General features: G+C 72.7%; 13 protein-coding genes. 9 read left to right on the plus strand and 4 right to left on the minus strand.

Going from position 1 to position 13,935, the window contains the following annotated elements; all coding sequences use genetic code 11:
- Window positions 1-89: 89 nt before the first annotated feature.
- On the plus strand, window positions 90-620 hold the full coding sequence (locus ACGFNI_RS02655; RefSeq protein ID WP_393679892.1) for a GNAT family N-acetyltransferase: 531 nt from the start codon (window positions 90-92) through the stop codon (window positions 618-620).
- On the opposite strand, the gene ACGFNI_RS02660 is transcribed toward ACGFNI_RS02655, so the two are convergent.
- The gene (locus ACGFNI_RS02660; RefSeq protein ID WP_393679894.1) at window positions 621-2,687 is read right to left on the minus strand and encodes a DHA2 family efflux MFS transporter permease subunit; all 2,067 of its coding nucleotides are present in this window, start codon (window positions 2,685-2,687) and stop codon (window positions 621-623) included.
- Between the two features lie 994 nt (window positions 2,688-3,681).
- Here ACGFNI_RS02660 and ACGFNI_RS02665 point away from each other — a divergent pair.
- Both ACGFNI_RS02665 and ACGFNI_RS02670 read left to right on the plus strand, forming a co-directional pair.
- Window positions 3,682-4,137 carry a peptidoglycan-binding protein gene (locus ACGFNI_RS02665; RefSeq protein WP_393679896.1) on the plus strand — a complete coding sequence of 152 codons (456 nt, stop codon included), beginning with the start codon at window positions 3,682-3,684 and terminating at the stop codon, window positions 4,135-4,137.
- Window positions 4,138-4,776: 639 nt separating this feature from the next.
- Window positions 4,777-5,439: an HAD-IA family hydrolase gene (locus ACGFNI_RS02670; protein WP_393679898.1), complete on the plus strand. Its 663-nt coding sequence runs from the start codon at window positions 4,777-4,779 to the stop codon at window positions 5,437-5,439.
- Between the two features lie 61 nt (window positions 5,440-5,500).
- On the opposite strand, the gene ACGFNI_RS02675 is transcribed toward ACGFNI_RS02670, so the two are convergent.
- Window positions 5,501-6,082 carry a TMEM165/GDT1 family protein gene (locus ACGFNI_RS02675; RefSeq protein ID WP_393679900.1) on the minus strand — a complete coding sequence of 194 codons (582 nt, stop codon included), beginning with the start codon at window positions 6,080-6,082 and terminating at the stop codon, window positions 5,501-5,503.
- A 175-nt stretch (window positions 6,083-6,257) separates the two neighbouring features.
- Window positions 6,258-7,016: an ABC transporter permease gene (locus ACGFNI_RS02680; protein ID WP_393679901.1), complete on the minus strand. Its 759-nt coding sequence runs from the start codon at window positions 7,014-7,016 to the stop codon at window positions 6,258-6,260.
- Window positions 7,017-7,212: 196 nt separating this feature from the next.
- Between ACGFNI_RS02680 and ACGFNI_RS02685 the strand changes: the two genes are divergently transcribed.
- The 3 genes from ACGFNI_RS02685 (at window position 7,213) to ACGFNI_RS02695 (ending at window position 9,636) form a co-directional block, all read left to right on the plus strand.
- Complete coding sequence (locus ACGFNI_RS02685) at window positions 7,213-7,857, plus strand: HNH endonuclease family protein (protein WP_393679903.1); 645 nt, start codon at window positions 7,213-7,215, stop codon at window positions 7,855-7,857.
- A 324-nt stretch (window positions 7,858-8,181) separates the two neighbouring features.
- Complete coding sequence (locus ACGFNI_RS02690) at window positions 8,182-8,688, plus strand: DoxX family protein (RefSeq protein WP_393679904.1); 507 nt, start codon at window positions 8,182-8,184, stop codon at window positions 8,686-8,688.
- Window positions 8,689-8,988: 300 nt separating this feature from the next.
- The gene (locus ACGFNI_RS02695) at window positions 8,989-9,636 is read left to right on the plus strand and encodes a DedA family protein (protein WP_393679906.1); all 648 of its coding nucleotides are present in this window, start codon (window positions 8,989-8,991) and stop codon (window positions 9,634-9,636) included.
- 50 nt (window positions 9,637-9,686) lie between these two features.
- Here the strand turns inward: ACGFNI_RS02695 and ACGFNI_RS02700 are convergent, their stop codons facing one another.
- Complete coding sequence (locus ACGFNI_RS02700) at window positions 9,687-10,601, minus strand: universal stress protein (RefSeq protein WP_393679907.1); 915 nt, start codon at window positions 10,599-10,601, stop codon at window positions 9,687-9,689.
- Window positions 10,602-10,976: 375 nt separating this feature from the next.
- Here ACGFNI_RS02700 and ACGFNI_RS02705 point away from each other — a divergent pair, with 375 nt between their 5' ends.
- The 3 genes from ACGFNI_RS02705 to ACGFNI_RS02715 all read left to right on the plus strand — a co-directional run bounded on the left by ACGFNI_RS02705 (window position 10,977) and on the right by ACGFNI_RS02715 (window position 13,915).
- Entirely contained in the window at window positions 10,977-12,158 is a 1,182-nt protein-coding gene (locus tag ACGFNI_RS02705) for a methyltransferase (RefSeq protein WP_393679908.1), read from the plus strand.
- A 63-nt stretch (window positions 12,159-12,221) separates the two neighbouring features.
- The gene (locus tag ACGFNI_RS02710) at window positions 12,222-12,884 is read left to right on the plus strand and encodes a nucleoside/nucleotide kinase family protein (protein ID WP_393679910.1); all 663 of its coding nucleotides are present in this window, start codon (window positions 12,222-12,224) and stop codon (window positions 12,882-12,884) included.
- 182 nt (window positions 12,885-13,066) lie between these two features.
- On the plus strand, window positions 13,067-13,915 hold the full coding sequence (locus tag ACGFNI_RS02715) for an alpha/beta fold hydrolase (RefSeq protein ID WP_393679911.1): 849 nt from the start codon (window positions 13,067-13,069) through the stop codon (window positions 13,913-13,915).
- Window positions 13,916-13,935: the final 20 nt, after the last annotated feature.

The raw sequence follows: 13,935 nt of genomic DNA on the forward strand, positions 1-13,935 counted from the left end.
ACGCCCGGCAGAGTCCGCACAGCGGCCCCCGGGCAGGCGCCGCCCGAAACCCTGGTGTACAGCCCCGCACCACCCGCCACAATGACGCCATGCCCGACCCCGCCGACACCCCCCGGCCCCCCTGGACCCTCGCCGCCGAGCCGCCCGGTTCCCCGGACGCCGCGGCCCTGCTGCGCGACTACTACACCGAAGTCGCCGATCGCTACTACGAGTTGCACGAGCGGCGGCGTTCCACGCCGGAGGAGATCGAGCAGGGGGTGGCGGATTACCCGAGCGGCTGCCTGACCCCGCCGCACGGCCTGCTGCTGGTCGCCCGCCACGGCGGTACCGCGGCCGGTTGCGCGGGGGTGCGGCTGCTCGACGCGCGGACCGCCGAGCTGAAGCAGATGTACGTACGGCCCGGCGGGCGCGGTCTCGGCGTCGCCGCCCGGCTGCTGGCCGCCGCCGAGCGGGCCGCGTCCGAACTGGGCGCCGAGCGGATCCGGTTGGACACCCGGCTCGACCTGGTGGAAGCCGTCGCCCTCTACCGCAGGCACGGATACGCCGAGATCGCCCCGTACCACGTCGACCCGTACGCGGAGATCTTCTTCGAGAAGCGGATACCGCGGGCCGCGCCCTGATCACTTCGCCAGATCCGGCGGGCGCGGGGTGCGCGGGACGCTCTGGCGGGCGTCGCCGTTGTGCGGTTCCTCGGCGTCCGATCCGCACATCTCGGACGTCAACTGCTGGACGAGTTCCGCGAGGTCGTGCGGGCGGTCGTCGGTCCACCAGTTGCCCAGCATCCGCGCCAGCGACTCCTCCCGGGCGGCAGCGAGCCGGGCGGCGACCGCGCGGCCCGAGTCGGTGAGCAGCAGGTCGAGGCCCTCGCGTACGGCGAGACCGCGTTCCTCGACCTGCCGGGTGGCCGCGGCTATCACCCCGAGCGGCACGGATGTGCGCTCGGCCAGCAACGCCGGTTCCACCGTTCCGTGCCGCTGGATGCGCAGCAACAGCCAGCTCGCGGCCGGTTTCAGGTCGAGACCGGCCTGTTCGGTGATCTTCTCGTAGATCCGTCTCCGCCCCTCCATGCTGCCGAGTTTGGACAGGGCGCGGGCGCATTCGTCGTACGAGGAACGCTCGACAGGGTTGGAGGACAGCACCTCGGTGGTGTCCGGCGCGGTGACGCTGCTGCGCAGCGGTTCCTCCCGGAGGAACCAGGCCAGCGCGAAGGCGACCAGGACGACAGGGACCGCGTAGAGGAACACGTCGGTGATCGAGACGGAGTAGGCGTCGAGCACGCCGGTCCGCAGGGATGCCGGGAGCTGGGAGACCACTCGCGGGTCCTCGGCGATGGTGGACGGGGTGACGCCGGGGGGCAGTTGGCGTCCCGCGACGGCGTCGGCGATCCGGGGGCCCAGGTTGTTGGCGAAGATCGTGCCGAAGATGGAGACGCCGAACGAGGCGCCGATGGAGCGGAAGAACGTGGCGCCGGAGGTGGCGACCCCCAGGTCCTTGTAGTCGACGGCGTTCTGCACGATGAGCACCAGCACCTGCATGACCAGGCCGAGCCCGAAGCCGAAGACGAAGAAGTAGACGCTCATGGCCGTGACACTGCTGACCGGGCCGAGTTGGTGCAGCAGCAGGAGGCCGATGGTGGTGACGGCGGTGCCGGCGATCGGGAAGAACTTGTACCTGCCGGTGCGGCTGACGATCTGCCCGGACGCGGTGGACGACACCAGCATGCCCAGCACCATCGGCAGCATGTGGACGCCGGACATGGTCGGCGAAACCCCCTGCACGACCTGGAGGAACGTCGGCAGGTACGTCATCGATCCGAACATCGCGAAGCCGATGACGAAGCCGATGACGGCGGTCAGCGTGAAGGTCCGCATGTGGAAGAGGCGCAGCGGCAGGACGGGCTCGGCGGCCCGCCGCTCCACGTGGATGAACACGGCCAGCAGGACGATGCCGAGCACGCCGAGCCCCACGATCTGCCAGGAGTCCCAGGGGTAACTGACGCCACCGAGCGAGGTCATCAGGACCAGACAGGCGGCGACGGCGGCGATCAGGCCGGTGCCCAGGTAGTCGATCCGGTGCGGGGTGCGGCGGACCGGGATGTGCAGCACGGCGGCGATGACGGCCAGCGCGATGATGCCGATGGGCACGTTGATGTAGAAGACCCAGCGCCAGCTCAGATGGTCCACGAACAGGCCGCCGAGCAGCGGCCCGAGGACGCTCGTGGCGCCGAAGACGGCACCGAACAGGCCCTGGTACTTGCCGCGCTCCCGGGGCGGCACGATGTCGCCGACGATCGCCATCGAGAGCACGATCAGACCGCCGCCGCCCAAGCCCTGAAGGGCACGGAACCCGATCAGCTCCGGCATGTTCTGCGCGATGCCGCACAGCACCGAGCCGATCAGGAAGATCACGATGGCGGTCTGGAAAAGCTTCTTGCGCCCGTACTGGTCGCCGAGCTTGCCCCACAGCGGCGTCGCGGCCGTCGACGCCAGGAGGTAGGCGGTGACCACCCAGGAGAGGTGGTCGAGACCGCCCAGGTCGCTGACGATCGTGGGCAGCGCGGTGGCGACGATGGTCTGGTCGAGTGCGGCGATGAGCATGCCGAGCAGCAGCGCGCCGATCGCGACGAGGACCGCCCGCTGGGAACGGCCATCGCCGGGCACCGCCGGTGCACCGGTGTCCTGCGCCATGAGCGCCTCCCTCTCTCCCGGCCTGCCGCCCGCCGCGCCGCCCACTCGGCCGCGGCCTGGCTCTCGCGGTCGGCCGTCCTTATCCATCCTGGTTGTTTCCTCCCGATATGGCCCGCTGAGTGGGCGGGGCCGCCGGCCGGTGCCGTGCCGCTGCCGTGCCGCTGCCGTCGCACCCTCGTGTCGCTGCCGTATCGATGCGGTATCGCCGGTGATGTCGCATACGAGCCCCCGGGCGCGGTGGGCGGCTGGGACGGATACCTCGCGGATGTCCGTGACTGCCTGCGCGAGGCGGTCCGGCGTCTGGATAATCGCTGCCGGTTCGACGGCTCCGGGGCCGCCGCCGAAACGGTCGTCCCCGGACTTCAGGGAAGGGGCCGCTGTGGCATCGGAGACCTGCCCGGACTGCTGCGCTCCGGTACGGGGCGACGGACGGCCGACGTGCCTGTGCGCCGCGGTCGCCGAGGACGACTTCGATCCGCTGCGGGTGCGGCCGTACGTGTCGTTACCCGATCCCGAGGGGCCGGAGAGCGCGGAGCGGGCGCGGTGGGCGGAGTGGTCGGAGTGGTCACAGCGGGTGGAGCGGGCGCAGGGGGCACAGCGGGCTCAGGGGGCGCAGCGGACGCAGGGGTTGCACCGGGCGCCTGATCCTCCCGGCTTCCCCGGTATCCCTGTCGCCTCTGTCGCCCCCGCCGTCCCCGCCGTCCCCAGCCTCCCGGATCTCCCGGACCTCCCGGATCCCCCGGATCCCCCCGCGTCACGAGAGCTTCACGACCTTCCCGACCTGCGGAATCTCCGCGGGGTCAGGCCCGTCGGCCGGGTCCGCGTACCGCGGGTGCCCCCGAGGTCGAACCGGGCCGCGGGGCCGACGTCCAGGACGGTCGATTCGTCGGAGCCCGGTCCGGCATCCGGTGGCGGTCCGGCCGGTGCCGACGGCGGCGGGGGAACTCACCGGAGCGGCCGGAAGCGCGCACTGCTGGCCGTCGCGGGTGCGGCGGTGGCGGCGAGCGCGGCGCTGGCAGGCGGCGACGCGCTGTTCGGCGGGGCCGAGGAGCGGGCGACCGAGCCCGGCCGGGGCCTGACGGCACCCCTGCCCGCCGCCGACGAGGACCGCCCCTCGGAGAGCGGCATCCCGACGTCCCGCTCCGCCACCCGCTCCCCCGCGCCCGCCCGCCCCCCGGACACGTCGGCGGCTGACGCGTGGGCCCCGGAGGCGCCGGACATCGGCCCTGCGGTGCTGCACCCGGGCTCGGGCGGCGGTGCGGTGGTGGAACTCCAGCACCGGCTGCGGCAGTTGGGGCTGTACTTCGGCGCCGATGACGGCCGGTACGACCCCGCCGTACGCGACGCGGTCACCCACTACCAGTGGCAGTACGGCGTCCAGGGCGACCCCGAGGGCGTCTACGGACCACGGACCCGCGTGTCACTGGAGTACCGCACGCACTCCTCGTGAACGCTGAGCGACCGGGGCGACCGGGGCGACCGGGGCGACCGGGGCGACCGGGGCGACCGGGCAGCATTCCGCCCTGAGCTGCCTTGAGGTGCCTGACGTGCCTTGAGGTGCCTTGAGGTGCCTTGAGGTGCCCGGAATGCCTGCGATGCCCGGGATGCCTGCGGTACCCGAGACGCCCGAGGTGCCATTTCCGTCAGGTCGGCATTTCCTCCCAGGGTGGTATTTCCCACTCTTTCCCCCGGCGCTCCACGAAAAGGCGCCCGCCCCGACGACGGCACGGCCGACGCTCCCGCACCCCGCACAGCGCCACACCCCACCCCATTTCCGCAGGTCACACGGCTACGCCCACCAAACCCCCGGCCCCGCACACCCCGCCGCCCGGCGTCTCCCGCGACGGATCCGGCGACCACGACGGGCCGCCCCACCGACCCCCGTCACCGGGGGCCGGTTGTCGGCGCCCCGACGCGCTTTGTATCGTGTAGGAACAAAGTGGTTCCGCCCGCACTCCCTGACCGGCGGGCGGAGCCACTTGTTTTTCTTCACCTGCGGGCACGGACGCGTCGGCCGCACTCGGCCCCGCACCGCCGCACGCAGATCCGCGTACGCCACCTTCTGCCCGTAGCGCCCAGGAGCCCGCCGATGACGGCAACCACCACGCTCACCGCCCGCGCACTGCTGCTCGACATGGACAGCACGATCGTGAACTCCGAGGCCGTGGTCGAGCGCTGCTGGCGCCGCTGGGCCGCCGAGCAGGGGCTGCCCGCCGCCGACGTCCTTCAGGTCGTGCACGGCAGGCAGGGCTGGGCCACCATGGCCGCGCTGCTGCCGGACCGCCCCATGGAGCTGAACATGGCGGACAACCGGCGGATGCTGGCGCAGGAGACCGCCGACACCGACGGTGTGGTGCCGGTCCCGGGCGCCCCGGCCTTCATGGACGCAATCGCCGCACTGCCGCACGCCCTGGTGACCTCCGCGGACATCGCGCTCTCCGACGCCCGGATGGCCGCCGCCGGGCTGGCCGTGCCCGACGTCCGGATCACCGCCGAGAGCGTCAGCGCCAGCAAGCCCGACCCCGAGGGCTTCCTCAAGGGCGCGGCCGAACTGGGCCACGCACCCGATGACTGCCTCGTGTTCGAGGACTCGGAGGCGGGCATCAACGCGGGCCTTGCGGCCGGTATGCGAGTGGTCGGCGTCGGCGACCGCGCCGCGGCCTTCGCGCCGACGGTGCAGGTCAGCGACCTGACCGGAATCCGCGTCGAGGCCCTGGCCGACGGCCGGATCACCCTGCACTTCCCGGCCTGACGGTCGGCGGGCCGCTCCGTCGTGCACAGACGCCACGGCCCGCCCGCCTGCCGCCCCGGGCTCAGCCCGCAATCGCCTCGTACAGGCTGAAGCCCGCCAGAAGGATCATCACGCACGCCGCGACCTTGGTGATGAGCCGGAGCGGGACGTGCTTCATCAGGGTGCGGCCCCCGATGATGCCCAGGCCCGCCACCGCCCACAGGGCCAGGACGGCGCCGATGCCGACGGACAGCGGGTCGTCGTAACGCGCGGCGAGGTTCGCGGTCATGATCTGGGTCAGGTCGCCGAACTCGGCCACCAGAATCATCATGAAGCCCGCCCCTGAGACCTTCCAGAAGCTCTGGTCCGCGGGCTTCTTGACCTCTTCGTCGTCCTCGTCCTTCTTGAAGAGCAGGACCGCCGCACCGGCCAGGAAGAGCACGCCGACCACACCCTGCACGAGCCGGTGCGGCAGCAGCGTCAGCACGCTGCCCGCGGCGATTGCCAGGGCGACGTGGACGAGGAAGGCCGCGGCGACGCCGACGAAGACGTACGAGGCGCGGTAGCGGGTGCCGAGCATCAGGCCGGCCAATGCGGTCTTGTCGGGCAGCTCGGCAAGGAAGACGACGCCGAAGACGACGGCTGCGACGGTGAGACTGAACACGGGGCTGTATACCTCGATCGGTCGGGCCGCGCCTAGGGGCCCGCCAAGAGGGGTCGCTTCGGCACGGCAGCGTAGAACACTGCGGCCGAAGGTCTCGCTGGCACGGTACGGATACCGGCCTCCGGGCGCCGGCTCGCCACTGGGGCGGGCATTATGTCGACGGTCCGGCGAAGAGCTACTCCCCTTCTGCTGCCGTCAAGGGTACGCGGTGGATGCGCCCGCGCGCGACCAGTTCCAGCACCACCGAGACCGCAACCGCCTGCACCGCCATCAGCGCCACCAGCACGAACAGCTGCACCGCACCTGCCTGTACGGGCGATGCGCCGCCGAGCAGCATGCCGACGAACGCGCCGGGGAGTGTGACCAACCCCACCGTCCGCGTCTGGTCGAGCCCCGGAAGCTGCGCGTCCGCGGCGGCCGGCCTGGCGACCTCCATCCGCGCGTCCCGGTCCAGCAGGCCCAGCGCGAGCCCCGCCTCCACCTCCCCGTGCCGGGTCGCCAGCTCGTCCAGCGCGCGCCGCCCGCCGAGCACGGTGGCGGTCAGCGCTCCGCCGATCAGAATGCCGGCGACGGGGACGAGGGCGAGGCCGCGCGGCGGGACGAGCCCGGTGAGCAGCAGCAGGCCGACCACCGGGACGACGCCGGCGGCGATCGGCACCGCGGCCCACCACCACGTGCCGTTACCGGTGATCCGGCGCCCCGCCGTGCGTACCGCCACGGCGAACATCAGCACGAGGAAGCACAGCAGCCACGGGAGTGCGCCGACGACCCAGCCGATGAGGTAGGAAACGGCGGCGAGTTGGGCCGCGGCGCGCAGCCCCGCCACGGCGATCTGCCGGGCGTGACCGAGGCGCGCGACGGCCGTCACGGCCACGGCGGCGATCAGCAGGACGGCGAGGACGACCCCGAGGGTGGTATTGACCGGCAGGAGCACGCGCTCACTGTAGGGGCGCGTGCGCGGGAGCATCCCAACCCGACTGCCCCGACACGAAGATGGCGTGCCGTCAAGCCCTTGATCTGACGTGGGCATGTCGCCACTCTGTTACGCGGTGCCCATGTACCGGCAACCCCACGTCGCCAACATGGACCCCGCACCGCACCCAACTTCCCCCCACACCAAGGGAGTTCCGATGCCAAAGGTCTACGCGCGTCGCGTCACCGTCGCCGCGGGCTCGGCCGCAGCCCTGGTCTGCACGCTGATGCTGAGCGGCCAGACCGCGCAGGCGGCGCCACCCAGCCCGCCGGACGTGGCCACCGCAAAGACGTACCTCGCCGACATAAAGGAGCAGGCCGAGGGACCGCAGGACGGCTACAGCCGCGACAAGTTCCCGCACTGGATCGACCAGGGCGACGGCTGCAACACCCGCGAGGTGGTGCTCAAGCGCGACGGCACCGACGTACAGACGGACAACAAGTGCGCGGCGACCAGCGGCACTTGGAAGTCGGCCTACGACGACGGCGTGTGGACGAAGTCGTCCGACGTGGACATCGACCACGTCGTCCCGCTGTCCGAGGCGTGGAAGTCGGGCGCCGCGCAGTGGACCACCGCACGCCGCCAGGAACTGGCCAACGACCTGACGCACTCCCAGCTGATCGCCGTCACCGACAACGTCAACCAGGAGAAGGGCGACAAGGACCCGGCGAAGTGGCTGCCGCCGAAGACCTCGTACCACTGCGAGTACGCCCGGATGTGGGTGTGGGTGAAACACGAGTACGGCATGACGGCTGACTCCGCCGAGAAGGCGGCCCTGAAGAAGATCCTCGACGGCTGCTGAGGAGCCGCGGGCACCCGTGGGCCCGTCCGGCGCGACCGCGCGCCGATGCATCGATGCCGAGCGCCCGCCGGCCGGAGCCACCTCCGGCCGGCGGGCGCTCGGCGTTCCCGGGCACTCCCGGGTGCTCCCGGCACTCCAGAGGGCCCGCATGTCCGGTGACCGGTGTTCCGGGTACCGGTGAGCGTGCCTCGCACCCCATCTCGAAATTGGTTCAGACCAAAGGTCCCTTTTGGCCAGAGATTGAACTTGCAAGCATAGTTTAGGTATCCCTAACCTGTGCCTCCATCGGTTGCACGTCCCCCTCGGAACCGAAGGAGTCCCCACATGTCCGATGCAGTCAATCCACTCAATTCCCCACCGAACGCCTCATTCACGGAGAAAGCCGCGCCGCACGTGCTCGCGCTCTACCGGGTGGTCGTCGGGCTGCTCTTCGCCTGCCACGGCGCGTCCACGGTCTTCGGCGTGCTCGGCGGCGCGATGGGCAGCGGCGAGGCCCTCCCGGCTGGCACCTGGCCCGGCTGGTACGCCGGCGCCATCCAGCTCGTCGGCGGCATCCTGGTGCTGTGCGGCCTCGGCACCCGCGCCGCGGCCTTCGTCAGCTCCGGCTCGATGGCGTACGCGTACTTCTCCACCCATCAGGGCACCGCGCTGTGGCCGATCCAGAACGGCGGCGAGGCGTCCGTGATGTTCTGCTGGGCGTTCCTGCTGATCGCCTTCTTCGGTCCTGGCGCCTGGTCGGCCGACCGGCTGCTCTTCGGTTCCCGCGCCGGTCAGCGGGGCCGGGAAGAGGGAGGGCTGGAGACGGGAGACCGCGAGCGAGCTGCCGCCTGACCGGTCCGCCGCCCGCGGATCCACCGCACCACACGGCAGCCGCCCGAAGGCCCACGCTCAGGCCCAGGGCGGACACCCGTGACGCACCACCGGCCCGTACGGCACCCCAGCCGTACGGGCCGCCTTTGGGAGAGGCCGGCTGCTAGCGGTCATCAATGAACGCGAAGTGTGCGTGACACGTACAACATCTGTCCCCCTGGGACAGAACCGGGCAGAGCACAGGCGTACGCTGTATGGCTGTACAGCCGCCCCTGCCGCCCCATGCGACGTCGCGGCGGGGTCCGGACCGGGAGTGGCGCGTTGTTGGAAAGCCTGGGGCACCTCAGTGGCACCCCCTGGGTGTACGTGATCGTCACCCTCTCGGTCGTTCTCGACGTCTTCGTCCCGATCCTGCCCAGCGGCGTCCTGGTGATCACCGCGGCCACCGCCGCCGCGGGCACCGGCACCGCGGCGGGCGCGGTCAGCGCGGTGGGCGCATCCGTGAGCGCCGGGACACACCTGGCCGAGATGTTCTCGCTGGTGCTGTGCGCCGCCTCGGCATCGGTGCTCGGCGACATGGTCGCCTACCGGCTGGCCTGGCGCGGCGGCGACCGCTTCGACCGCGCCATCGGCCGCTCCCGCCGCCTGACCGCCGCGCAGCAACGCCTCGGCACGGCGCTGAACCGGGGCGGCGGCGGCATCGTCGTCCTGGCCCGCTTCGCACCGGCGGGCCGCTCGGTGGTCAGCCTGGGCGCGGGTGTCGCACACCGTACGGTGCGCGAGTTCCTGCCCTGGTCCGCGCTGGCCGGTCTGGCGTGGGCCGCGTACAGCGTGAGCCTGGGCTACTTCGGCGGGCAGTGGCTCGGCACGTCCTGGATCAGCACCGGCCTGTCCGTCTGCGCGCTCTTCATCGCCGGGTCCGCCGCCGCCTTCCTGATGCGCAGGCCGGAGCGGCGCCCCGCGCACTGAGCCCCCGACGGCGGCCGGGCCGGGTGGCCGGGCCGCCGTCCCCGCGTGCGCTACGAAGCGCCCTGCGCCGCCCCGTCCTGATCCACCGGCACCACGGCGATCGGGCAGACCGCGTGCAGCAGCACCGCATGCGTCACCGAGCCGAGCCGCGGCCCCACCGGCAGCCTGCGGCGATGCCGGGCCACGACCACCAGATCGCTCTCCTGCGACGCCTCCACCAGCAGCCCCGCCGCGCTCTCCTCCTGGAGAACCACCTCGACGTCGACCTCCGGATACCGGTCGCGGTGCGGCGCGAGCACCTCCGTCAGCTGCTTGCCGAGCGCGTCCGCGTAGTCCTGCTGTGTGGCCTCGTACGCCGCCGCGTACTCGAAGGCGGGCGGCATCAGCATCGGCCAGGTGTAGCCGGAGAGCACCTTCAGGCGGGCGCCACGGCGGCTGGCCTCGGCGAAGGCGAAGCCGATCGCGCCGGGCTCGTCCGACGACGCGTCCACGCCGAGCGCGACCTGCGGGGTGCCGGGCGGCGCGACCTCGTCCGCCCGCCGGGTGCGGTCGCGGTCCGGGCGCGGGACGACGACGACCGGGCAGGCGGCGTGGGCGGCCGATGCCAGGCCGTTGGAGCCGAGCAGCAGGCTGGCGAAGCCGCCGCGACCGCGCGAGCCGAGCACCAGCAGCCTGGCCTCGGCGCCCAGTTCGGGCAGCACGGTGTCAGGCAGCCCCGCAAGGCCGCGGAACTCGATCTCCGGCAGCCCGGCCCCGCGGCTCTCCTCCGCCGCCAGCTTCGTCCGCAGCTCCGCCAGCACCGGGTCGGCCTCGGCCGCCGCGGCCCGTTCGGCCGTGGCGTACGGCCAGACGTGCACCACCTGCAACACCGCGCCCCGCAGCCGGGCCGCATCGACCGCCCAGCGCAGCGCCCGCTCACTGTCGGCGGACCCGTCCACAGCGACGATGACGGGAAGGGTGTCCATGTGCGCCTCCATACGAACGATTGGTATCCACGGCGCGGTGTGCCGCCGTGGCCGATGCCCCGCACGGCAGGGCAGGGCCGTCCGGCCCGTGCCGCGCGGAACATCAAGATCAGCTGCCTTCATCCTGCCCCGCGCGTACGGCCATCGGCACGGGACGAAAGTCCCGGCTGCCCGCCGGTCACCGGCCGCCCGCCCGGGGCGGCCCCGCACACGGAGTAAAGTCGACCGTCACCACCCCGCCGTACCGCTCCCGCAGACCGCGCCGACCCGCGCCGCCCGGGGAGCGCGCCCGGCACCATCGGCGGCCCCGCAGCGCCACGGCTGAGCGGCGGCGCCCTGGCAGGGGTCCGAACCACTGACACGAGGCACATTTCGGTGAATGCACCGCCGGTCGTCGAATGGACCGAGGCCGACGAGGCCCGCTCCGCCCGTTGGCGCTCCGAAAACGGCGCGCCACCGCCCCGCCGGATCGTGATCGCGGACGACCGGATGAAGGCCGACGCCGCGTACAAGCTCGCCTGCGAGGGCACCGCACTCCTCTGGCGCGGCGATTTCCACAATGCCAGGCAACTGCTGACGGCACTGACCCGCCGCATCGACCGCCGCCCGCGCAAGACGCTCCCCGACGACCCGGCGCAGGCTTTCCACCAGCACCGCGCGGCGCAGAACCAGCGCGCCCGCATCCTGGGCATGCTGCTGATCCCCCTCGACGCGACGCACGCGGTGCCGCTGCACCGCGCCCCCGACGTCCGCGCGGCCTGCGCCCAGGCGTACGGCCCGCCCCCTGCCGACGCCCCGGCCGACGCACCCGCCCCCGCGCAACCCGGCCCGCACCGCACCGCATCCGTGGTCTCCCTCCGGGAACTCCTCGGCCTGATCGGCGCGTACGAATGGCGCAAAAAGGGAGTCGAGATCCCGGCGCTCGGCGGTGACCGGATCCACCCGCACTACGGCGTCTTCTCGCCCGCCCGCGGCGAGTACGTCGACCTCGTGGCCGCCGCGCCGCTGCCCGCGCAGGACCTGGCCTTCGACATCGGCACCGGCACCGGCGTCCTCGCCTCCGTACTCGCGCGCCGGGGTGTGCGCCGGGTGGTGGCCACCGACCAGGACCCGCGTGCGCTCGCCTGCGCCCGCGAGAACACCGAACGGCTCGGTGTGGCGGGCCAAGTGACGGTGGTCGAGGCCGACCTGTTCCCGGAAGGCCGCGCTCCGCTGGTGGTCTGCAACCCGCCCTGGGTGCCGGCGAAGCCGACGACGCCCATCGAGTACGCCGTGTACGACCCGGGCAGCCGGATGCTGCGCGGCTTCCTGAACGGCCTGGCGGAGCACCTCACACCGGGCGGCGAGGGCTGGCTGATCCTGTCCGACCTGGCCGAACACCTCGGCCTGCGGCCACGCTCCGAACTCACCGCCGCCTTCGCATCGGCCGGCCTGGAGGTCGTGGACCGGCTCGACGTCACCCCGCGCCACCCGCGCGCCCGCGACACATCCGACCCGCTCCACGTGGCCCGCGCCGCCGAGGTCACCTCCCTGTGGCGGCTGACGGCCACGCACTGACACCCCGCCAACCCGCCGCACCCGCACCGGCACCGGCACCCGCACCGGCACGAGGGAGCAACCATGGACACGGACCCACCGCACCTCCTGGCCCGCGCCCGCCGGCTCGCCGCATCCGCGGCACCCGGGCGGCGCCGCATCCTGGGCATCGCGGGGCCACCGGGGGCCGGCAAGTCCACCCTCGCCGCCCACCTGGTGGCGCGGCTGGCCGGGCAGGCGGCACTGGTCCCCATGGACGGCTTCCACCTCGCCGAGTCCGAACTGCGCCGCCTCGGCCGCACCCACCGCAAGGGCGCGCCCGACACCTTCGACCCCGACGGCTACGCGGCGCTGCTCGCCCGCCTGCGCTCCCCCGCCCCCGGCGCCGTCGTCTACGCACCCGCCTTCGACCGCCGCATCGAGGAGCCCGTGGCCGGCAGCATCGCCGTCCCGCCCCATCTCCCGCTCGTCATCACCGAAGGCAACTACCTGCTCGTCGACGCACCGCCGTGGGCCCGCGCCCGCGCGCTGCTCGACGAGGTCTGGTACGTGGACCTGGACGGCACGGAGCGGGTACGGCGGCTCGTCGACCGCCACGAACGGTTCGGCAGGCCGCGGGCCGCCGCGGAGCGGTTCGTGCGGACGTCGGACGAGGCCAACGCCCGCCTGGTGGCGGCCACTCGGGAGCGCGCAGACCTCGTCGTCACCTTCACGCCGGGGGCGGCCCCGCGCCCGGACGGCGCCTGACTCCCCTTCCGGACGTGCCGCGCCCGTCCTGATCCGGTGTACTCGACGGACTCGCCGAGGAATTCCGGCACCTCACGGGCGATCCGCACGTTGCATCGAAGGGACGCGGCAGTTCCGGCACTTCAGACGGTTCCGGCACAGCGGACGTGTCCGATGAGTTCACACGAAGGATGGCGGGGAGCATGACCCAGGGAATCAGCACATGGGCCGACATCGAGAACGGCACCGTGCCGATCGACGACGGCGAGCTGTTCTACGAGGCGGCCGGCACGGGCCCCGCCGTGGTCCTGCTGCACGGCGGCATGCTCGACCAGCGCATGTGGGACGAGCAGTTCGCCTGGCTCGTCAACTCCGGCCTGCGCGCGATCCGCTACGACCTCCGGGGCCACGGCCTCTCCTCGTCCGTGACCGGCGACTGGTCCAACCACGACGACCTGCGGGCCCTGCTCGACGCGCTCGCGGTGCCCCGTGCCGTCCTGGTCGGCCTCTCCCACGGCGCCCGCATCGCCCTCGACACCGCGCTGGCCCACCCCGAACGGGTCGCGGCCCTGGCCCTGGCCTCCCCCGGCATCAGCGGTCGCGCCTTCACCGACCCGTTCCTCCTCGCGCACATCAAGGAACAGGTGGCCGCGATCGGCGAACCGTACGCCGCGGAGCGCTACGTCGAGCACTTCCTGCGGATGTGGGTGGACGGCCCGCACCGCGAACCGGCCGCGGTGGACGCCGCGTTGCGCGAACGGCTCCGCGCCTCGGCCCAGGCCAATGCCGAGGTGCACGCCGACGCGATGGGTGCCGGCATCCCCGTCGAAGTCGGGGCCGCCGACCGCCTCGCCGATATCCGGGTGCCGACCGCCGTCCTCGACGGCGACCTCGACAGCATGGACATCTCCGCCAACGCCCACGCGATCACCCTGACCGTGCCGGGCGCCCAGCGGATCCGGATACCCGGCGCCGGTCACATGGTCAACCTGGAGAACAGGGCCGCCTTCGACCACGCCCTGCACGGTTTCCTCTCCTCGCTGCCGTACTGACCCTTTCACGCCCCCCTCAC

Source organism: Streptomyces sp. NPDC048644 (assembly GCF_043199105.1).
Lineage (GTDB): Bacteria > Actinomycetota > Actinomycetes > Streptomycetales > Streptomycetaceae > Streptomyces.